Genomic DNA, 19,977 nt, shown 5'->3' with positions numbered 1-19,977 from the left:
CTTTTCGGGCATGAAAAGACCGGGCCCGGCGCTCGAAAAGAGCGGCCGGACCCGGTCGAAAGATCTTGCGTCAGTGGAAGCTGTCGCCGCATGCGCAGCTGCCTGCCGCGTTGGGGTTGTCGATCGTGAATCCCTGCTCCGAGATGGTGTCCTTGAAGTCGATCGACGCGCCGTCGAGGTAGGGGACGCTCATGTCGTCGACGATGACCTCGACGCCGTCGAAGTCCACCGCCTTGTCGCCGTCGAGGAAGCGCTCGTCGAAGTACAGCTGGTAGATCAGGCCGCTGCATCCGCCCGGCTGGACGGCGACGCGCAGGCGCAGGTCATCGCGGCCCTCCTGCTCGAGGAGCGAGCGCACCTTGAGGGCGGCGGCCTCGGACAGCGAGACGCCGTGCGCGGGAGCGGAGACCTCGGTGGCGAGTGTCGTGTCAGTCATGTGGTTCCTCCGGTGGAAGAGCGGCGGGATGCATCGATTCTACGACGGGATCCTGTCAGTAGGCCGGTCAGAGCGTCCTCGCGTCGAGTTTCTCCAGCAGCAGCGCCTCCGAGAGGAGGGCGTTGCGGAACGTCTCGACGTGGAGCGACTCGTTCGGGCTGTGCGCCTTCGCGTGGGGATCTTCGACCCCCGTCACGAGGATCTGCGCGGCGGGGAACTCCCGTACGAGGTCGGAGATGAACGGGATCGATCCGCCCACACCGAGGTCGAGGGATGCCACGCCGTACCCCTCGGCGAGGGCTTCGCGGGCCGTCTCGACGGCCCACCCGCTCGTGTCGACGAGGAATCCGTCGCCGAGATCGAGGTCGCGGATCTCGATCTGCGCCCCGAACGGCGCATGAGCCCGGACGTGCTTCTCGAGCGCCGCGTAGGCGTCGCTCGACGACTGCCCGGGCGCGATGCGCGCGCTGATGACGACCGAGATCTCGGGGCTCAGCGTGTTCGAGGCGTTGACCACGCTGGGCGCATCGATGCCCGTGACCGTGATCGAGGGCTGGTTCCAGATGCGATCCAGGATGCTGCCGTTCCCGATCGGCTGGACGTCCGCCGGCAGCCCCGCCTCGTCGCGGAGCGTCGCCTCGGAGTACTCGGGGGTCGCGGCATCCCGCGTCGTCATGCCCTCGACCGCGACCGAGCCGTCCTCGGCCCAGAGACTCGACAGGAGCTTGACGGTCGCCATCATGGCGTCGGGCACGGCGCCCCCGAACATGCCCGAGTGCGACGCGTGGTCGAGGGTGCGCACACCGAGCGTGAAGCGGACGTTGCCCCGCAGTGAGACCGTGAGCCCCGGCGTCTTGTCATCCCAGTTGCCGGAATCGGCCACGACGATGACGTCGGCCCGCAGGGCGTCGGCATTGTCGGAGAGGAACTGTGCGAACGAGCGCGAGCCCGCCTCCTCCTCGCCCTCGATGAAGAGCGCGACACCGAGGTCGAAGTCCTCCCCCAGCGCCTCCTTCAGAGCGCGCAGAGCGCCGATGTGGGCCATGACGCCGGCCTTGTCGTCGGCTGCGCCGCGTCCGAAGATGCGTCCGTCGCGCAGCGTGGGCTCGAACGGAGGCGACTGCCAGAGCGACTCGTCGCCGATCGGCTGCACGTCGTGATGCGCGTAGAGGAGGATGGTCGGTCGGCCGTTGCGGGCCGCCCGTGACGCGAGCACCGCGGGCATGCCGCGCTCGTCCGTGCCGGGGATCACCGCGTCTCGGATCTCGACGCTGTCGAAGATGCCGAGTCCCTCGGCGAGGGATGCCACCGCCTCCGCGCTGCGGCGGACTTCGGCGGGGTCGAAGCCCGGGAAGGCGATCGAGGGAATCCGCACGAGGGTGCCGAGATCGGCGAGGGCAGCGGGGATCGCGGCGGCCGCGGCATCCCGCACCGCCTGGGGTCGAGAGAGCTCAGTGGTCATGCGGGTAATCTTAAGGGCGAACCCGTCCCGCTTCCCCGAGGATCATCGTGGCCAAGACTCCCGCAGCTCCGGCTCCCAACGACGCGCCGTCCGAGGGGACGACCCTGAACGGTGTGCCCGTCGGGCCCACCGGGAAGGGCCGCGCCACGCCCTCGCGCGCCGAGCAGGAGGCCGCGCGCAAGCGCCCCCTCGTGCCCGACACGAAGGAGGCCAAGGCGCGTGCCCGCGCCGACCTCAACGCGCAGCGCGAGAAGGCGCGCGTCGGCATGGCCGCCGGCGACGACAAGTACCTTCCCGCTCGCGACAAGGGTCCGCAGCGCAAGTTCGTGCGCGACTTCGTCGACGCGGGCTTCCACCTCGGCGAGGCGGTCATGCCCGCCATGGTCGTCGTCATCATCGCGACGTTCGTCCCCGTGGTCGGCATCCAGTACTGGGCGTTCGTGGCCCTGTGGATCTTCATCCTCTTCGTCATCGGCGACATGGTGATCACGTCGATCCGCGTCAAGCGCGCGGCGAAGGAGAAGTGGGGCGACCGCGTCGAGAAGGGCCTGGGCTGGTACGCCGCGATGCGGTCGATCCAGATGCGGTTCCTGCGCCTGCCGAAGCCCCAGGTCAAGCGCGGACAGCGGCCCGTCTGAGCTTCTTCAGCCCCCTGTTGATCTGCCGGGCCCACAGCGGGCCGCGGTAGAGGAACGCGGTATAGCCCTGCACGAGAGTGGCTCCGGCATCCAGACGCTCCTGCACGTCCGCCGCGCTCTCGACGCCGCCGACCGAGATGACGCAGAACCCGGACGGCACGACGGACCGCACGAGAGCGAGCACGTCCAGCGCACGGCCCTTGAGCGGAGCGCCCGACAGACCGCCCTCCCCCGCCGCCGCGACGACGGCCGGATCGGTGCGCAGGCCCGACCGCGAGATCGTCGTGTTCGTCGCGATGATGCCCGCGAGCCCGGCGTCCACCGCGAGACGCGCGATGGCCCGGACCTCGTCGTCCTCGAGGTCGGGCGCGATCTTCACGAGGAGCGGCGTGGACCCTGCCGCGCCGCGCACGGCATCCAGCAGCGGGCGCAGCGTCTCGACGGCCTGCAGACCGCGCAGTCCCGGCGTGTTGGGCGATGAGACGTTGACGACGAGATAGTCCGCCAGGGGCGCGAGCAGCGAGGCGCTGCGCACGTAGTCGGCCGTCGCGTCGGCGACATCGACGACCCGGCTCTTGCCGATGTTGACGCCGATCACGGCGCGATGCGAGCGCGCACGCAGACGGCGCAGGCGCGCGGCCGCGGCATCCGCCCCCCGGTTGTTGAACCCCATGCGGTTGACGACGGCGCGATCGGGGATGAGCCGGAACAGTCGGGGCCGCGGATTGCCGTCCTGTGGGATCGCCGTGAGGGTGCCGACCTCGACATGACCGAAGCCGAGGGCCCACAGCCCCTGTGCGCCGATGACGTCCTTGTCGAAGCCCGCGGCGACGCCGAACGGCGAGGGGAAGGTGAGGCCGAGGGCTTTCGTCTCGAGCGAGCGATCGGGCTTCGCGATCGCACGCGGGGCCCAGGACAGCGCGGGCAGCCCGAGGACGCGGATGACGGCCATCGCCGCGTGGTGCGCCGACTCGGGGTCCATGCGCGAGAGGACGACGCGGAAGAGGAGGGGATACATCCCGTCCAGATTATCGGTCGACGGATGCCGTCTGCGCGCTGCCGTCGCGGGGGTGATCCACGCGCAGCTGCTCGATCGCGGACTCGAAGTCCTCGAGCGAGTCGAACGCCTGGTACACGCTCGCGAAGCGCAGGTAGGCGACCTCGTCGAGCTCACGGAGCGGGCCGAGGATCGCGAGGCCGATCTCGTTCGCGTCGAGCTGCGAGGCGCCGGTCTGCCGCAGTGTCTCCTCGACCGTCTGCGCGAGCACGGCGAGGTCGCTGTCGGTCACGGGACGACCCTGGCAGGCTTTGCGGACGCCCGAGATGACCTTCTCGCGGCTGAACGGCTCCATGACGCCCGACCGCTTGACGACGTTGAGACTCGCCGTCTCGACGGTCGTGAAGCGTCCGCCGCACTCGGGACACTGACGACGGCGACGGATGCTGAGGCCATCGTCGCTGGTCCGCGAATCGATGACGCGCGAATCGGAATGACGGCAGAACGGGCAATGCATTGCGGTAAGACTACGCCTGTGCGCCGGTGAACCGGGCTGCGACGGCCTCGCCGTGGGCGGGCAGCTGCTCGGCGTCGGCGAGGGTCACGATGGCGTCGCGGACCTCGGCCAGCGCCGCGCGGTCGTACTCGATGACCTGCTGCGGGCGCAGGAAGGTCGCCGCCGAGAGGCCTGCGGCGTATCGCGACTGACCGCCCGTCGGGAGCACGTGGTTCGACCCCGCGAGATAGTCGCCGAGGCTCACGGGCGAGTCGGGACCGACGAACACGGCGCCCGCGTGCACGAAGTCCTCGGGGCGGGGCGCGGCGAGATGCAGCTCGAGGTGCTCGGGCGCGTACGCATTGCTGAACGCCGTCGCCGCGGCGAGATCGTCGACCAGGACGATCGCCGACTGCGGGCCGGCGAGCGACGTGGCGACACGCGCCGCGTGATGGGTGGCGGTCGCGGCGACACGCGTCTCGGCGTCGACGGCGACGGCGAGCTCGGGCGAGTCGGTCACGAGCACGGCGGCGGCCTGCTCGTCGTGCTCGGCCTGACTCACGAGGTCGAACGCGATGAGACGCGCGTCGGCCGCGGCATCCGCGACGACGAGGATCTCGGTCGCGCCGGCCTCGGAATCGGTCCCCACGCGCCCGGCGACGGCGCGCTTGGCCGCCGCGACGTAATTGTTGCCCGGACCCGTGACGACGTCGACTGGATCGAGCCCGAGCGACGCGACGCCCGCGGCGAAGGCGCCGATCGCGCCCGCGCCGCCCATCGCGTAGACCTCGTCGACGCCCAGCAGGCGGGCGGCGGCGAGGATGACGGGGTGCACGCGCCCGCCGTGCGAGCGCTGAGGCGGTGAGGCGAGAGCGATGCGCTGCACACCCGCGACCTGGGCCGGGACGACGTTCATGACGACGCTCGACGGGTACACCGCCTTGCCACCCGGCACGTACAGGCCGACGCGCCGCACGGGCTGCCAGCGCTGCGACACGCGGGCGCCCGGAGCGAGCTCGGTCACGACGGGTGCGGGGACCTGGGCGCGGGATGCCGTTCGCACGCGCGAGATCGCCTCTTCGAGCGCCGCGCGCACCGACGGGTCGAGCTGCGCGAGGGCTTCGTCGAGGTGCTCCGACGGCACGCGGATGTCGTGACCGGTCACCCCGTCGAAGCGTTCGGCCTGGGCGCGCAGCGCGTCCTCGCCGTCAGCCGCGACATCGGCGACGAGCTGCGCTGCGGAGGCGAGGGCCTCGTCGCGCGCCGCGGTCGCCCGCGGAACGGCGGCGAGAAGCTCGGCGGGCGACAGGTCGCGCCCGCGGAGGTCGATCGTGCGGAGCAAGAGCTACCCCCGCGTGATGTCGGTCACATCGAGCAGGTAGCCGACGCGGCCGTCCTCGTGACGCACCACGAAGCGGCTGCCGTGGTCTTCGATGACGAGCGCCCACGCGGTCGGCCCGATGCGGAACAGCGGGATGCCGTTCTCGTCCACGACGTCGCGCTCGACCGGCGCGAGGGCCCAGAACGCCTGGTGACGGACGGGCGCCTGCTCGACGGGGGCCTCGTACGTTCCTCGCGTCTGCGGCGGAGTCCACGCCTCGCCCGAGGCGTCGACCGGCTCAGGCGTGTAGACGGGCTCACCCTGAGTGCTCGCGTCGTAGGCGGCCTGCTCCTGCACGGGCGCGTACGGAGCGAACTCGCCCGTCTGCGCGTAGTCGCTCGCGGCGTACTGGGCCGTCGGGGCGAACTCCTGCTCGGGCGCAGCCGCGGGAGCGGGGCGCGGCTCGCGGGCAGGTCGCGGCGACACGGCGCGGATCGGGCTCGCGTTGCGGTGGGCGCGAACCTCGGCGCGGCCGCGGAAGTCCTCGTCGAAGGGCGGGATGAGCGGGGCGAACACGGTCAGCACGACGCCGACGAGCATCAGGACGAGCTCGACCCAGATGACCCACGTACGGGCCCAGACACCGGACTGGATCGCGAAGGCCACGGTCTCCCAGACGATCTGGAGCCACACGACCGAGGAGACCGAGAACGCGACCGAGGCGAACTGATCGACGCCGAGAGAGCCCACACGACGGATGCCTTCGGGCGAGAGCCGGCGCAGGACCAGGAGGAAGACCGCCACCGTAGGCAGGCCGATCGTCAGGATCCACTGCAGACCCGACGTCCAGACGGAGTCGAAGCGACCCTCGGCGATCGAGAAGAACGACACGACGAACGCGACGATCCAGACGCCGACGAGGGCGACTTCGCGGATCGAGAAGGGCCCGACACCGTACTGCGGGGGCTCTTCGACGGTCTCGAACGTCTCGCCGTCGAATTCGGTCAGTGCGGGGGTCTCGTCCAGCTGGTCGCTCACGATGGGGGTCCTTTCGGCTCGGGGGCGTGGAGCCGATCCTACTCGGAGGGGCTATGCACGCCAGGTCGCGGGTCGGGGTGTGTCAGAGGGAGGACGGGAGGGGACTCAGCCCAGGCACTGGGGCCCGAGCAGTCCTTTGAGCTCGCCGAACAGATCGGCGCTCACCGACACCGGCATGGGGACCTCGAAGACCTTCGCCGCCGAGCCCTTGTAGAGCCGCAGCGTCACCTCGGTGTCGCCCCGGTGCCGACGCAGCACCTCGGCCAGTTCGTTCACGAGGCTCTCGCTCGCGCGATGCTCGGGCATGACGAGCATGAGCGGGCCCGAGGCATCCGTCGTGCCCAGGTCGGGCGAGAAGGCCGCCTGCGCGTGCAGGTTGAGCCCGTCGTCGCGTCGGGACACGCGCCCGCGCACGACGAGGATCGAGTCGGCCTGCAGCATGGACTGGAATTCGGTGTAGGTCTTGCCCATGAACATGACGGTCACCTCGCCGTTGAAGTCCTCGATCGTGATCATGCCGTAGGGATTGCCGCTCTGCTTGGCGACGCGGTGCTGCACGCTCGTGACGAGTCCCGCCACCGTGACCTGGTCGCCGTCGTCGATCGACTCCGATGAGAGGAGGTCGTGGATGTTGAGCGACGCGTGCTTCGCGAGGGGGATCTCGAGCCCCGCCAGCGGGTGGTCCGACACGTACAGGCCGAGCATCTCGCGCTCGAAGGCGAGTTTGTCCTTCTTCGTCCATTCGGGGCGCTCGGGCACCTTGGCGGGCTGGATCTCCTCCGCCTCGTCGTAGAGGGAATCGAAATCGAAGCCGATCGCTCCGGTCGCGGCCTTTCGCTTGGTCTCGACGGCGGCCTCGGTGGCATCCTCGTGGATCTCCATGAGGGCGCGCCGCGTCGAGCCGAGCGAGTCGAACGCTCCGGCTTTGATGAGCGACTCGACCGTCCGCTTGTTGGCCACGTGCATCGGCACCTTGGTGAGGAAGTCGTGGAAGCTGACGAAGCTGTCATCGGCACGCGCGGCGACGATGCCGTCGACGACGTTCGCGCCGACGTTGCGGACCGCGCCGAGACCGAAGCGGATGTCCTCGCCGACGGCGGCGAAGTACCGGATCGACTGCCCGACGTCGGGCGGGAGCACCTTGATGCCCATGCGGCGGCACTCGTTGAGATACACCGCCATCTTGTCCTTCGAGTCGCCCACGCTCGTAAGGAGCGCAGCCATGTACTCGGCGGGATAGTGCGCCTTGAGGTAGGCCGTCCAGTACGACACGAGCCCGTAGGCGGCGGAGTGGGCCTTGTTGAACGCGTAGTCCGAGAACGGGAGCAGGATCTCCCACAGCGTCGTGATCGCCTCGTCGGAGTACCCGTTGGCCTTCATGCCGGCCTCGAAGCCCTCGAACTGCTTGTCGAGCTCGGACTTCTTCTTCTTGCCCATCGCGCGCCGCATGATGTCTGCCTGGCCGAGCGAGAACCCGGCGACCTTCTGGGCGATGGCCATGACCTGCTCCTGATAGATGATCAGGCCGTAGGACGTGTCGAGGATCTCGGCGAGGCTCTCGGCGAACTCCGGGTGGATCGGGGTGATCGGCTGCTGCCCCGTCTTTCGCAGCGCGTAGTTGATGTGCGAGTTCGCGCCCATCGGACCCGGACGGTAGAGCGCGATGAGGGCGGAGATGTCCTCGAAGTTGTCGGGCCGCATGAGCCGCATGAGGCTGCGGAGAGGCCCGGAGTCGAGTTGGAAGACGCCGAGGGAATCACCGCGAGTCAGGAGCTCGTACGCCGCGGCGTCGTCGAGGCCGAGGTCCTCGAGCACGAGCTTCGTCCCGCGGTTGGCCTCGATGTTGTCGAGCGCGTCGTTGATGATCGTCAGGTTGCGCAGCCCCAGGAAGTCCATCTTGATGAGGCCCAGCGCCTCGCACGACGGATAGTCGAACTGCGTGACGATCTGGCCGTCCTGCTCCCGCTTCATGATCGGGATGATGTCGATGAGCGGCTCGGACGACATGATCACGCCGGCGGCGTGCACGCCCCACTGGCGCTTGAGGTTCTCGAGACCGACGGCGGTGTCGAAGACCGTCTTGGCCTCGGGGTCGGTCTCGATGAGGGCCCGGAACTCGCTCGCCTCTTTGAAGCGGGGGTGGTCCTTGTCGAACATGCCCTCGAGCGGCATGTCCTTGCCCATGACGGCCGGCGGCATGGCCTTCGTGAGCTTCTCGCCCATGCTGAAGGGGAACCCGAGCACGCGACCGGCGTCCTTCAGAGCCTGCTTCGCCTTGATGGTGCCGTAGGTCACGATCTGCGCGACGCGTTCGTCACCGTACTTCTCGGTCACGTACGTGATGACCTCGCCGCGGCGCCGGTCGTCGAAGTCGACGTCGAAGTCGGGCATCGAGACGCGATCGGGATTGAGGAAGCGCTCGAAGATGAGTCCGTGCTGCAGCGGATCGAGGTCGGTGATGCCCATCGCGTAGGCAGCCATGGAGCCGGCTCCCGAGCCACGACCCGGACCGACGCGGATGCCGTTGCGCTTGGCCCAGTTGATGAAGTCGGCGACGACGAGGAAGTAGCCGGGGAAGCCCATCTGCAGGATGACGCCGGTCTCGTACTCTGCCTGCGTGCGGACGTGGTCGGGGATGCCGCCGGGGTAGCGCTTCTCGAGTCCGATCTCGACCTCTTTGACGAACCAGGAGTCCTCGGTCTCGCCCGGCGGAACGGGGAACCGCGGCATGTAGTTCGCGCTCGTGTTGAACTCGACCTCGCACCGCTCGGCGATGAGCAGCGTGTTGTCGCACGCCTCGGGGTGATCGCGGAAGATCTGGCGCATCTCGGCCGGCGTCTTGACGTAGTAGCCGTCGCCGTCGAACTTGAACCGCTTCGGGTCGTCGAGCGTCGACCCCGACTGGACGCACAGAAGGGCGGCGTGGCTGCCGGCGTCGTGCTGGTGCGTGTAGTGCAGGTCGTTCGTCGCGACCAGCGGGATGTCGAGATCCTTCGCGATCTTGAGCAGATCGGTCATGACCCGGCGCTCGATCGACAGGCCGTGGTCCATGATCTCGGCGAAGTAGTTCTCTTTGCCGAAGAGGTCCTGGAACTCCGCCGCGGCCGCGCGCGCTGCGTCGTACTGACCGAGACGCAGCCGCGTCTGCACTTCCCCCGACGGGCACCCCGTCGTCGCGATGAGACCGTCGCTGTAGGTCTGGAGCAGCTCGCGGTCCATGCGGGGCTTGAAGTAGTAGCCCTCCATGCTCGCCTTCGACGACAGCCGGAACAGATTGTGCATGCCCGCCGTCGTCTGGCTGAGGAGCGTCATGTGCGTGTAGGCGCCCGAGCCCGAGACGTCATCGTCGTTCTGCTCGGGTGTGCCCCAGCGCACGCGCGCCTTGTCGGAGCGATGCGTGCCCGGCGTGACGTACGCCTCGATGCCGACGATCGGCTTGATGCCGGCATCCTTCGCCGTCTTGTAGAACTCGAACGCGGCGAACGTGTTGCCGTGGTCGGTCACCGCGATCGCCGGCATCTCTTGACGCACGGCCTCGTCGATCATCGGTTTGATGCGCGCGGCCCCGTCGAGCATCGAGTATTCGCTGTGCACGTGCAGATGAACGAAGGAGTCGGATGCCACGGATCGAGTCTACGGACGGCTCCGACATCGGTCGCCCGACGCCGACGCGGGTCGTCGATGTCACCTCACCTTCGCGTTGAGGGTGAGACCGGATGCCCGTCGGGCTACGGCGACCTCCCGCGGGACTACGCAAATCTGCCGGAGTGCTACGGCATCCACCCCCCTCCACGGGCCGCGGACGACCGCCTTCGTAGCGTGGAAGTGCGGCGCCGGGACGAGGAGTCCGTGGGGGATGTCACCCGGACCGGCGCCGCAACCATCTTGTTCAGAAGTCGAGACGCATGAGCACGCGTGGGAAGCCGTTGAGGACGGAGTCGGTGTCGGACGCCTTGCGGAATCCCGCCTTCTGGAACAGCGCACGCGTGCCGACGTAGGCCATCGTCAGATCGACCTTCGCACCCTCGTTGTCGACGGGATACCCCTCGATGGCCGGAGCACCGTTGTCGCGAGCGAACTCGACGGCGCCCTGCAGGAGCGCGTGCGAGATGCCCTGACCGCGATGACCGGGACGGACGCGGATGCACCACACGCTCCAGACGTCGAGATCGTCGACGTGCGGGATGCGGCGGTTCGTCGCGAAAGACGTGTCGGCGCGCGGATGCACCGCTGCCCACCCCACGACCTCGTCGCCGTCGTAGGCGAGGACTCCGGGCGGACCCTGGCGAAGGAGCGCCGACATCTTGCGCCCGCGCTCCTGGCGGTGGAGCGCCTGGTTCTCCTTCGACGTCAGCCGATAGCTCAGACACCAGCAGACATCGGAGTCGGGACTCTTGGGCCCCACCATCGTCTTCACATCGGCGTAGGTCGAAGCCGGCCGGATCTCGATCGCCATGAGGACACCCTGGCACCGGCGCCCGACATCCGTCACTCGTCTCGCAGGACCTCGAGGGCGTGGGCGAGATCGGCGGGGTAGTCCGATGCGAAGGTGACCCACTCCCCCGTCGCGGGATGCGAGAACGAGAGCTCGTGCGCGTGGAGCCACTGGCGGGTGAGCCCGAGGCGCGCGGACAGCGTCGGGTCTGCGCCGTAGAGAGGATCCCCGACGCAGGGATGGCGGTGCGCAGCCATGTGCACGCGGATCTGGTGGGTGCGTCCCGTCTCGAGATGGATCTCGAGGAGCGAAGCCCCGCGGAACGCCTCGAGCGTCTCGTAGTGCGTGACGGAGTCCTTGCCGTCGGGGACGACGGCGAACTTCCACGAGTGGGAGGGATGCCGCCCGATGGGGGCGTCGATCGTCCCGGCGAGCGGATCGGGGTGCCCCTGGACGACGGCGTGGTAGATCTTGTCGACCTCGCGCGCCTTGAACGCGTGCTTCAGCGCCGTGTAGGCGTGCTCGCTCTTGGCGACGACCATGAGTCCGCTCGTGCCGACGTCGAGGCGATGCACGATCCCCTGGCGCTCCGCGGCACCCGTCGTCGCGATGCGGAATCCCGCCGCGGCGAGTGCGCCGAGCACCGTCGGGCCCTCCCAGCCGAGCGACGGATGCGCCGCGACGCCGGACGGCTTGTCGATCACGACGATGTCGTCGTCGTCGTACACGATGCCCAGTTCGGGCACGGCGAGGGGCACGATCTGCGGCTCGAGCCTGTCGGTCCACGTCACGTCGAGCAGAGAGCCGGCCGCGACGCGGTCGGACTTGCCGACGACGCGCCCGTCGAGCTGCACGCCGCCCTGCTCGGCGACCTCCGCGGCGAACGTGCGCGAGAAGCCCAGCATCTTCGCGAGCGCCTGATCAACGCGCGCGCCCTCCAGCCCGTCGGGGACGGGAAGCAGCCGCGACGGCATGTCAGACGTCGGAGCGGCGCTCGCCCCGCGCTTCGCGATCGGCCTCGGCCGCGACGGCCTCCTGCTCGGCTTCGCTCAGGGGCGGGAGGCCCCGCTCGTCCGCCGGGATGCCGGCATCCGGATCAGCGGCGGGGAACTCGTTCCCGAACCCGGCGATGGGGCCGTCGGGCGGCGTCTCGTCGCCCTCGCCGAGGATCGTCTCTTCGTCCTTGCGCGCCCGGCGGGGCTCGCGGGATCCGTCCATGTGCACTCCTACGACGACGAGCAGTGCGACGAGGATCATGTCGCACACGATGAAGATGTCGGCGACGTTGTAGATCGCCGGCATCATCCACGGGGTGTTGATGAAGTCGATGACGTGACCGACGGGGAATCCCGGCTCGCGGAAGAGGCGGTCGGTCAGGTTGCCGAGCACACCGCCCAGCAGCAGGCCGAGCACGACGGCCCAGCGCCGCGACTGCACGCGGCGCGCGGCCAGCCAGCCGATCGAGACCGCGACGACCGCGAGCGCGATCGTGAAGATCCAGGTGACGCCCTCGCCGAGCGAGAAGGCGGCACCGGGATTCTTGACGAGATAGAAGATCAGGAAGTCGCCGATGATCTTCACCGGCTGTTCGAGCGGCAGATTCTGCAGCGCGAGATACTTCGTGAACTGGTCGGCGGCCAGCACCAGCACCGCGAGAACCGCGATGATGGCGCCGGCCGCCGTGTGACGCAGAGGCTGGCGTTCGGACACGCCGGCCTTACAGGCCGATGGCAGAGACCGGGGTCGATCCTGACGTGGTTGCCGTGGTCTCGAGGTCGCGGAGCTTGCCCTCGATGTAGCTGCGCAGCTGCGAGCGGTAGTCGCGCTCGAAGTTGCGCAGCTCGGTGATGCGCGTCTCGAGCACGCTGCGCTCGCGGTCGAGCTTCGCGAGCTCCTCGCGACCGCGCGTCTCGGCGTCGGTCACGATCGCGGCGGCCTGCGACTTCGCGTCGGAGATGAGCTGGTCGCGCTGGGCGATGCCCTCGGCGACGTGCTCGTCGTGCAGACGCTGGGCGAGCTCGATGATGCCGGCGGAGGCACCGGCGCCCGAGGCGGCTGCGGCGGGCTCGGCGGCGACCGGCTCGGGGGCTGCAGGCGCTGCAGCCGGTGCGGCGGCGGGTGCGGGTGCGGCGGCGCCCGACTCGTAGGCCGCGAGCTTGGCCTTCAGCTCCTCGTTCTCGGCGAGGGCCTTGCGCCACTCGACGACGATTTCGTCGAGGAAGTCGTCGACCTCGTCGGGGTCGAAGCCGTCCTTGAAGCGGACGTGCTGGAACTGCTTGGTGACGACGTCATCGGGGGTCAATGCCATGGTGGTTCCTCTTTCGAGCGCTCAGGTCGCTGGCAGCTGTCTGTGGCGGGCCTACTGGGGGCGGGCCGTATCAGCCAAGCATAGTCTCGGCATCGCGGCTGTGTGGAAGTGGGTGCGGCGTTCGCGTCACGAACCCGCGACGACGCGGGTGACCGCGAGCAGCACGAAGCACAGGAGCATCGTGAGCGCGAAGCCGAAGTCGATCGCGATCGCTCCGACCCGCAGCGGGGGGATGAAGCGACGGAAGAATCGAATGGGTGGATCGGTGACGGTGTAGATGATCTCGGCGACGACGAGACCCGCGCCGCGCGGACGCCACTCGCGGTTGAAGAACGGAATCCAGTCCAGGATCAGCCGCGCGAGCAGCACGAGGACGTAGATGACGAGCGCGGCGTTGAGGATCGCCGCGATGAGGCGGACGATGTCCACGGGCTACTGCTGCGAGAACGGAACCGACTCGGGGTCCGCCTGCGCCACCGCGCCGTCGCCCGAAACGGCGACGTTCTCGGGCGAGAGCAGGAACACCTTGCTCGTGACCCGCTCGATGCGTCCGTAGAGCCCGAGCGAGAGTCCGCTCGCGAAGTCGATCAGCCGGCGCGCGTCGGCGTCGCTCATCTGCGAGAGGTTGATGATGACCGGGATGCCCTCGCGGAAGTTCTCGGCGATCACCTGCGCATCGCGGTACTGCTTGGGGTGCACCGTGAGGATCTCGCTGATCGCGCTGGGCGACGGCTGGCGCACGACGGTCGGCCGGTGGATCGGCGTCACGGGCGCGGCCTTCTCGACCACGGCGTCGGAGCGGCGTCCGCGAGACTGCGGCGCAGGCTCCTCGTAGACCTCTTCCTCGTCGGCGAGGCCCAGGTACACCATGGTCTTCTTGAGCGGGTTCGACATCGCATCCTCCTGATCGCTCGTCTGTTCCGAGGTTAACCGCGTATCGGGCGCGGACCCGTGATTGCCGACCCGATCCGTAGGTGTGTCGCGCCTGCGGCGATCGCTTCGGCGAAGTCGGCGGTCATGCCGGCCGAGATCCAGTCGGCATCCGGCACGACCGTCCGCAGCCGGTCGCTGTACGTGTGCAGCCGCGCGAAGGCGGCGGCAGGCGCCTCGTCGAGCGGTGCGACGGCCATGACCCCGCGCACGCGGAGGGTGGGGCATCCATCGACGTGCTCAGCGAGGGCCTCGAGCTCGGCGGGCGCGACCCCGCCGCGCCCCGGGTCGTCGGTGAGGTTGATCTGCAGCAGCACGTCGAGCACGGAGGCCTCGTCGGGTGCCGCCGCGTCGAGGACGTCGGCGAGTCGTGCGCGGTCCACGGAGTGGACGATGGATGCCGCGGCCCGCACCGCCCGCGCCTTGTTGGTCTGGATCTGGCCGATGAAGTGCCACTCGACAGGGAGGTCGGGCAGCTCGGCGCGTTTGGCGGTGAGCTCCTGCTGCTTGTTCTCGCCGACGTCGCGCACGCCGAGCGCCGCGAGCTCGGCGACGAGCGCCGCGGGATGGAACTTCGTCACGACGATGCGCGTGAGCGACGCCGGGTCGCGTCCGGCGTCGCTCGCGGCCTGAGCGATGCGACCGTCGACCTCGTCGAGACGGGCGGCGAGATCACGGTCCATCGGGTCGCTACTTGAGGAAGTCGGGGATGTCGAGATCGTCGTCGCCGAAGGCCGAGTCGTAGCCGTTGTCGGTGACGGCGGCCACGGCGACCGGTTCGGGGGCGTCGAACTCGCGGGACGCCTCGTCGGCGGACTCCGCCGGGATGACGGGCAGCGCGGGCGCCGAGACGACCCTCGAGGCGTTCACAGGATCGATCCGCAGCGACGGCTCGCCGCCGTCGAAGCCGGCCGCGATGACGGTGACCCGCACTTCGTCGCCCAGCGTGTCGTCGATGACGGTTCCGAAGATGATGTTCGCCTCGGGGTGCGCGGCCTCTTTCACGAGCTGCGCCGCGTCGTTGATCTCGAAGATGCCGAGGTTCGATCCGCCCTGGATCGACAGCAGCACGCCGTGAGCGCCCTCGATCGAGGCTTCGAGGAGCGGCGACTCGACCGCGAGCTCGGCGGCCTTGATGGCGCGATCCGCGCCCCGTGCCGAGCCGATGCCCATGAGGGCCGAGCCCGCACCCTGCATGACCGACTTGACGTCGGCGAAGTCGAGGTTGATGAGACCGGGGGTCGTGATGAGGTCGGTGATGCCCTGCACACCGGCGAGAAGCACCTGGTCGGCGGTCGCGAAGGCCTCGATCATGGAGATGCCGCGATCGCTGATCTCGAGGAGGCGGTCGTTGGGCACGACGATGAGGGTGTCGACCTCTTCCTTCAGCTTGCCGACGCCGGTCTCGGCCTGCTGCTGGCGACGGCGTCCCTCGAACGAGAACGGCTTCGTCACGACGCCGATCGTGAGGGCGCCGATGGACTTGGCGATCTTGGCCACGACGGGCGCGCCGCCCGTGCCGGTGCCGCCGCCCTCGCCCGCGGTGACGAACACCATGTCGGCGCCGCGCAGGGCCTCTTCGATCTCCTCCGCGTGGTCCTCCGCCGCGCGTCGACCCACTTCGGGATCGGCGCCCGCGCCCAGGCCGCGCGTGAGCTCGCGGCCCACGTCGAGCTTGACGTCGGCGTCGCTCATGAGCAGCGCCTGCGCATCGGTGTTGATCGCGATGAACTCGACGCCGCGCAGACCGAGGTCGATCATGCGGTTGACGGCGTTCACGCCGCCGCCACCCACTCCGACGACCTTGATCACCGCGAGGTAGTTCTGGTTCTGGCTCATGCCGGCCTCCGTCTGACCCAACCTTCAACCTCATGTAGAGGTTTAAAGAATTGCTCGGTATGCAATTCCTAGATCGAAAGTAGGCGGATGCCGGCGCACACCGTGGAGCGAGGCGGGCGTGTCGGGGAATAGCGCGTCGATCAGCGCACGACGACGGCGCGCGGCGACGACACGTCGTACTCGCTCACGGTCGCGGGCGGCCGGGCGGCCATCGCCGACGCGAGCACGGTGCCCTTCAGCGCCGACTCCTCGGCGCTCCCCCACATGACGATCGTGTTCGTGCCGCCGAGGGTCAGTGTCACATCGTCGGGGGTGGATGCCGCGACCGCTGTGACCTGCGCTCTGATGCTCGCCGGGAGCGAGCGCATGACGGCACCCGCCGCCGCGAACGCCGGCGTGCCGGAGCCGCCCTCGATCGTGAAGAGCGGAGCGTCGGGTCCCGGTGCCGGCACCGTCGAGAGGACGACGCCTGCGGCATCCACGAGGGAATACCCCGAGCGCGTCTCGAGGTAGCCGACCGGCGTGCGTTCGACGATGCGCACGACGAGCTCGTGGGGCGGGCGTGCTTCGAGCGTGTACGACTCGACGAGCGGGAACGTGACGAGGGCGGCCTTGACCGCGCTGTCGTCGACGAGCGGCAGCGGCGTGCCGAGCTGGCCGTCGAGAGCGGCCTCGACGGCGTCGACGTCGAGCTGCGAGGTTCCCACGACCCGGATCCGCTCGACGGCGAACAGCGGGCTGTAGGCGGCGCCCAGCGTGGCGAGCACGAGAAGGACGATCGATGCCGCGACGCCGATCCACGTCGCACGGCGACGTCGCTGGCGCACGGTGAAGCGGCGCACCTCGGCGCGCAGGGCCTTGCGCCGGGCCCGGGCGGCGGCCCACACGGCGCGGAGCCCGACGGGGGTGCCGGGATCGCCTTCCGCGCCTACGGCCTCCGCGGGCGCGGTGGGCGATCGCTCGGCACCAGTCGACTCGGGGGGGACGATCGGAATCGGCCGCGCAGCCGGGGGCACGGCCTCGTTCGTCTGCAGCGACCCGGCGTCCCGCCCCCGGGTGATGGGGATCGGCTCGGTGATCGCGGCATCCGGCGCCTTCGAGGAGGTCGAGGCGTCGAACACCACGTCCTCCTGCTCCTCCGCGGGTGCGACGACGTCGGGCGTCCGCGCGGGCGGCATCGCCGGCTGCGGCAGCGGCGAGGGCCGACGCATCCGCCTACTCCCCCGCGGCGGTGGTCCGCGCGAGCGCGTCGAGCACCTGCGGGACGATGAGGTTGACGTTGCCGCAGCCCAGCGTGATCACGAAGTCGCCGTCACGGGCGACGGAGGCGGTGTAGTCGGCGGCAGCCTGCCAGTCCGCCACGAAGCGCACGTGCTCGGGCTCGGTGAAGGCGCCGCTCACGAGTGCTCCCGTGACGCCCTCGACCGGGTCCTCGCGCGCGCCGTAGACGTCGAGCACGACGGTGTGGTCGGCGTGCGACTCGAGCACGTCGGCGAACTCGCGGAACATCGCCTGCGTGCGCGAGTACGTGTGCGGCTGGTGCACGGCGATGATGCGTCCGTCGCCGACGACGGTGCGCGCGGCCGCGAGGGCGGCTGCCACTTCGGTCGGATGGTGCGCGTAGTCGTCGTACACGCTCACTCCGCGGACGACGTCGTGCAGCTCGAAGCGCCGGGCCGTGCCCGCGAATCCCTCGACCGCCCGCGCGGCGTCGAGGAAGCCGTGGCCGAGCGCGACGAGGACGCCGATGGCTCCCGCGGCGTTGATCGCGTTGTGGGCCCCCGGCACGGCGAGCTGCACCTCGGCGGCGGCGATGCCGTGGCGCACGGTGAAGCGCACCGGACCGTCGGTCACGATGTCGGTGACGCGGATGTCGGCATCGGGCGCCTCGCCGAAGGTGATGACCTTCTCGTGCGTGAGGCGCGTGCGCACCGAGACGGCTCCTTCGTCGTCGGACGAGATGACGACGGCCTCTCGGGCGCTGTTCGCGAACTCGGCGAAGGCCGCGTCGAAGGCGTCGCGCGATCCCCAGTGGTCGAGGTGGTCGGGGTCGACGTTGGTGATGAGCGCGATGGAGGTGTCGTAGAGCAGGAACGTGCCGTCCGACTCGTCGGCCTCGATGACGAAGACGTCGTCCGCGCCGCTGCCGCTCGACACGCCGAGCTGGGCGATCACGCCGCCGTTGACGAAGGTGGGGTCGACGCCCAGCGCCTGCAGGGCGGTGACGACCATTCCGGTCGACGTCGTCTTGCCGTGGGCGCCCGCGACCGAGACGAGTCGGCTGCCGCCGATGAACCAGTGCAGCGCCTGCGAGCGATGGATGACGTGCAGTCCGCGCTCCTTGGCCAGGAGGAACTCGGGGTTCTCCGGCCAGATCGCGCCGGTGTGCACGACCGTGTCGACATCGCTCGCCAGGTGTGAGGCTTCGTGACCGACGTACACGGTCGCACCGAGGGCCTCGAGCTGGCGCAGACCGGGGCTGTCGGCGCGATCGGAGCCGGAGACGCGGATGCCGCGTTCGAGGAACATGCGCGCGAGCCCCGACATGCCGGAGCCGCCGATGCCGATGAAGTGCGCGGCCTCGATGCTCTCGGGCAGGGGCAGGCTCAGGTCGGGACGAATCATGACCGGTCAAGTCTAAGTCGGCACCCGAGGGCGGCCGCCTCGGCGCGCGGAACGGTTTGTGTTGACACATTGATACAAACGACGTACAAAGGAGGCATGGACGGCCTCTACCCCGACATGACACGCGCTCTCAACGTCGTGCTCACGATCGCCGTGACGATCATCGCGGTCTGCGTCCTCGTGGCGATGTCGAGCAGGAGCTCGTCGCAGGCGAGGGCCGACAGGTTCTCGATGCGCGTCCAGCTCCCGTACGGCTCGGAGCAGACCCGCGCGTCTGTCGCACGAGCGCTGCGCGCGAGGTCGATCGTGGGTGGTGCAGCGATCCTCGCCGGCGCGGCGATCTCCGCGGCCCTGCTCTTCACGCCCGTCGCGACGAGCCCGTTCTTCGTCTTCTACACGCTGCTCACCGCACTCGTCGTGGGCAGCGTCGTCGGAACCACGATCGTCGCGGTGCGCGAACGTCTCTTCCACCCCGCGCCGGACGCGCCGCGCATCGCCCGCGCCCGCACGCTGAGCGTCGCGGAGTACATCGGTCCCGTGCGTCGCGCGCTCCCCTGGCTGATCGCCGTCCTGGCGGCACTGGCCGCCGGCAGCGTCGCATTCTTCGCGGTCTTCGCACCAGCCCGCGTGCAGAGTCCCGCAGCGATCGCCGTCGCCGTCTTCTCCGTCGTCGCGCTCGCCGTCTTCATCGCCCTGCCGCGACTGGAGCGACTCGTGCTCGACCAGCCGCAGCCGGCCACGCACTCTCTCGAGCTCGCGTGGGACGACGCGCTGCGTGCCGCGACGATCATGTCCCTGCGGCTCTCAGGCGCGATCGCGGCCTGGCTCGTCCTGTCGCTCGCGATCATCGCGCTGACGACTCCGCTCGACAGCGTGTGGAGCGGATGGGCGACGCAGCTCCCCACCTGGGGCGTCATCGCACTCAGCTTCCTCTACCCCTCCACCGGCCGGCCGCTCCCCGCGCCGCTGTACCCCGAGTGGCTGCGGCATCCGGTACCCGCGGGGGGTGCGACGTGATCGTCGTCGACCCGCGTTCGCCCGTCCCGCCGTACGAGCAGCTGCGCGCGCAGCTGCTCGAGGCGGTGACATCGGGCGAGCTCGCGGCCGGCGCGCGCCTGCCCACCGTCCGCCGCCTCGCGGAGGACCTCGGCCTCGCGCCGGGCACGGTCGCGCGCGCCTACCGCGAGCTCGAGGCATCCCGTGTCATCGAGACCCGCGGACGCAACGGCACGTTCGTCTCACCGCACGGCGATCCGGCCCGGCAGGAGGCCCAGCGCGCCGCGGCACGGTTCGCCGAGCAGGTGCGGATGCTGCGCCTCGACGCCGACGAGGCTCTCGCGCTCGTCGCAGCCGCGCTGAAGTCCGAGCCCGCGACCTAGGTGTTCTTCCCCGACACGTTGTGATCACGTGAGGTGAGCGAAGACCTCCGGGACGATGTGGGTACCACCCTCA

General features: G+C 69.7%; 20 protein-coding genes. 3 read left to right on the top strand and 17 right to left on the bottom strand.

Features of this window, described 5'->3' with window-relative positions; genetic code table 11:
- Positions 1-70: 70 nt before the first annotated feature.
- Together ACTIFV_RS12440 and ACTIFV_RS12435 are read right to left on the bottom strand one after the other, a co-directional pair.
- Positions 71-436, bottom strand: coding sequence for a HesB/IscA family protein (locus ACTIFV_RS12440; protein ID WP_439593106.1), 366 nt, complete (start codon positions 434-436; stop codon positions 71-73).
- Positions 437-503: 67 nt separating this feature from the next.
- Entirely contained in the window at positions 504-1,898 is a 1,395-nt protein-coding gene (locus ACTIFV_RS12435; RefSeq protein WP_439593105.1) for a M20/M25/M40 family metallo-hydrolase, read from the bottom strand.
- 47 nt (positions 1,899-1,945) lie between these two features.
- Between ACTIFV_RS12435 and ACTIFV_RS12430 the strand changes: the two genes are divergently transcribed.
- On the top strand, positions 1,946-2,536 hold the full coding sequence (locus ACTIFV_RS12430; protein ID WP_439593104.1) for a DUF3043 domain-containing protein: 591 nt from the start codon (positions 1,946-1,948) through the stop codon (positions 2,534-2,536).
- Here the strand turns inward: ACTIFV_RS12430 and ACTIFV_RS12425 are convergent.
- The 15 genes from ACTIFV_RS12425 to murC form a co-directional block, all read right to left on the bottom strand.
- Positions 2,511-3,554 carry a quinone-dependent dihydroorotate dehydrogenase gene (locus tag ACTIFV_RS12425; protein ID WP_439593103.1) on the bottom strand — a complete coding sequence of 348 codons (1,044 nt, stop codon included), beginning with the start codon at positions 3,552-3,554 and terminating at the stop codon, positions 2,511-2,513. The genes ACTIFV_RS12430 and ACTIFV_RS12425 overlap by 26 nt on opposite strands.
- Before the next feature lie 10 nt (positions 3,555-3,564).
- Entirely contained in the window at positions 3,565-4,050 is a 486-nt protein-coding gene (nrdR, locus tag ACTIFV_RS12420; RefSeq protein ID WP_439593102.1) for a transcriptional regulator NrdR, read from the bottom strand.
- 10 nt (positions 4,051-4,060) lie between these two features.
- Complete coding sequence (hisD, locus tag ACTIFV_RS12415) at positions 4,061-5,371, bottom strand: histidinol dehydrogenase (RefSeq protein WP_439593101.1); 1,311 nt, start codon at positions 5,369-5,371, stop codon at positions 4,061-4,063.
- 3 nt (positions 5,372-5,374) lie between these two features.
- Positions 5,375-6,388, bottom strand: a complete 1,014-nt coding sequence (locus ACTIFV_RS12410) for a hypothetical protein (protein ID WP_439593100.1) — start codon at positions 6,386-6,388, stop codon at positions 5,375-5,377.
- A 105-nt stretch (positions 6,389-6,493) separates the two neighbouring features.
- Complete coding sequence (dnaE, locus tag ACTIFV_RS12405) at positions 6,494-9,964, bottom strand: DNA polymerase III subunit alpha (RefSeq protein ID WP_439593360.1); 3,471 nt, start codon at positions 9,962-9,964, stop codon at positions 6,494-6,496.
- 313 nt (positions 9,965-10,277) lie between these two features.
- Positions 10,278-10,844 (bottom strand): GNAT family N-acetyltransferase, encoded by a 567-nt coding sequence (locus ACTIFV_RS12400; RefSeq protein ID WP_439593099.1) that lies wholly within the window; start codon positions 10,842-10,844, stop codon positions 10,278-10,280.
- 32 nt (positions 10,845-10,876) lie between these two features.
- Complete coding sequence (locus ACTIFV_RS12395) at positions 10,877-11,797, bottom strand: RluA family pseudouridine synthase (RefSeq protein WP_439593098.1); 921 nt, start codon at positions 11,795-11,797, stop codon at positions 10,877-10,879.
- A gap of 1 nt (position 11,798) precedes the next feature.
- Positions 11,799-12,533, bottom strand: a complete 735-nt coding sequence (gene lspA, locus ACTIFV_RS12390) for a signal peptidase II (protein WP_439593097.1) — start codon at positions 12,531-12,533, stop codon at positions 11,799-11,801.
- A gap of 7 nt (positions 12,534-12,540) precedes the next feature.
- Entirely contained in the window at positions 12,541-13,131 is a 591-nt protein-coding gene (locus ACTIFV_RS12385) for a DivIVA domain-containing protein (protein WP_439593096.1), read from the bottom strand.
- A 126-nt stretch (positions 13,132-13,257) separates the two neighbouring features.
- A complete protein-coding gene (locus tag ACTIFV_RS12380; protein ID WP_439593095.1) occupies positions 13,258-13,560 on the bottom strand; it encodes a YggT family protein in 303 nt (100 codons plus the stop codon).
- Positions 13,561-13,563: 3 nt separating this feature from the next.
- The gene (locus ACTIFV_RS12375) at positions 13,564-14,025 is read right to left on the bottom strand and encodes a cell division protein SepF (protein ID WP_439593094.1); all 462 of its coding nucleotides are present in this window, start codon (positions 14,023-14,025) and stop codon (positions 13,564-13,566) included.
- 32 nt (positions 14,026-14,057) lie between these two features.
- Positions 14,058-14,744, bottom strand: a complete 687-nt coding sequence (locus ACTIFV_RS12370) for a YggS family pyridoxal phosphate-dependent enzyme (RefSeq protein WP_439593093.1) — start codon at positions 14,742-14,744, stop codon at positions 14,058-14,060.
- Positions 14,745-14,751: 7 nt separating this feature from the next.
- Positions 14,752-15,900, bottom strand: a complete 1,149-nt coding sequence (ftsZ, locus tag ACTIFV_RS12365; RefSeq protein ID WP_439593092.1) for a cell division protein FtsZ — start codon at positions 15,898-15,900, stop codon at positions 14,752-14,754.
- 140 nt (positions 15,901-16,040) lie between these two features.
- Positions 16,041-17,111, bottom strand: a complete 1,071-nt coding sequence (locus tag ACTIFV_RS12360) for an FtsQ-type POTRA domain-containing protein (protein WP_439593091.1) — start codon at positions 17,109-17,111, stop codon at positions 16,041-16,043.
- Between the two features lie 4 nt (positions 17,112-17,115).
- The gene (gene murC / locus ACTIFV_RS12355; protein WP_439593090.1) at positions 17,116-18,525 is read right to left on the bottom strand and encodes a UDP-N-acetylmuramate--L-alanine ligase; all 1,410 of its coding nucleotides are present in this window, start codon (positions 18,523-18,525) and stop codon (positions 17,116-17,118) included.
- 96 nt (positions 18,526-18,621) lie between these two features.
- Between murC and ACTIFV_RS12350 the strand changes: the two genes are divergently transcribed.
- Positions 18,622-19,542 (top strand): hypothetical protein, encoded by a 921-nt coding sequence (locus ACTIFV_RS12350; RefSeq protein ID WP_439593089.1) that lies wholly within the window; start codon positions 18,622-18,624, stop codon positions 19,540-19,542.
- Positions 19,539-19,904, top strand: coding sequence for a GntR family transcriptional regulator (locus ACTIFV_RS12345; RefSeq protein WP_439593088.1), 366 nt, complete (start codon positions 19,539-19,541; stop codon positions 19,902-19,904). Before ACTIFV_RS12350 ends, ACTIFV_RS12345 begins: the two co-directional genes overlap by 4 nt.
- Positions 19,905-19,977: the final 73 nt, after the last annotated feature.

This window comes from Microbacterium sp., from assembly GCF_051860965.1.
In the GTDB taxonomy this organism is placed as follows: domain Bacteria; phylum Actinomycetota; class Actinomycetes; order Actinomycetales; family Microbacteriaceae; genus Microbacterium.
Note: the sequence above shows the minus strand (reverse complement) of the source record. Positions and strands in the feature narration are given on the sequence as shown.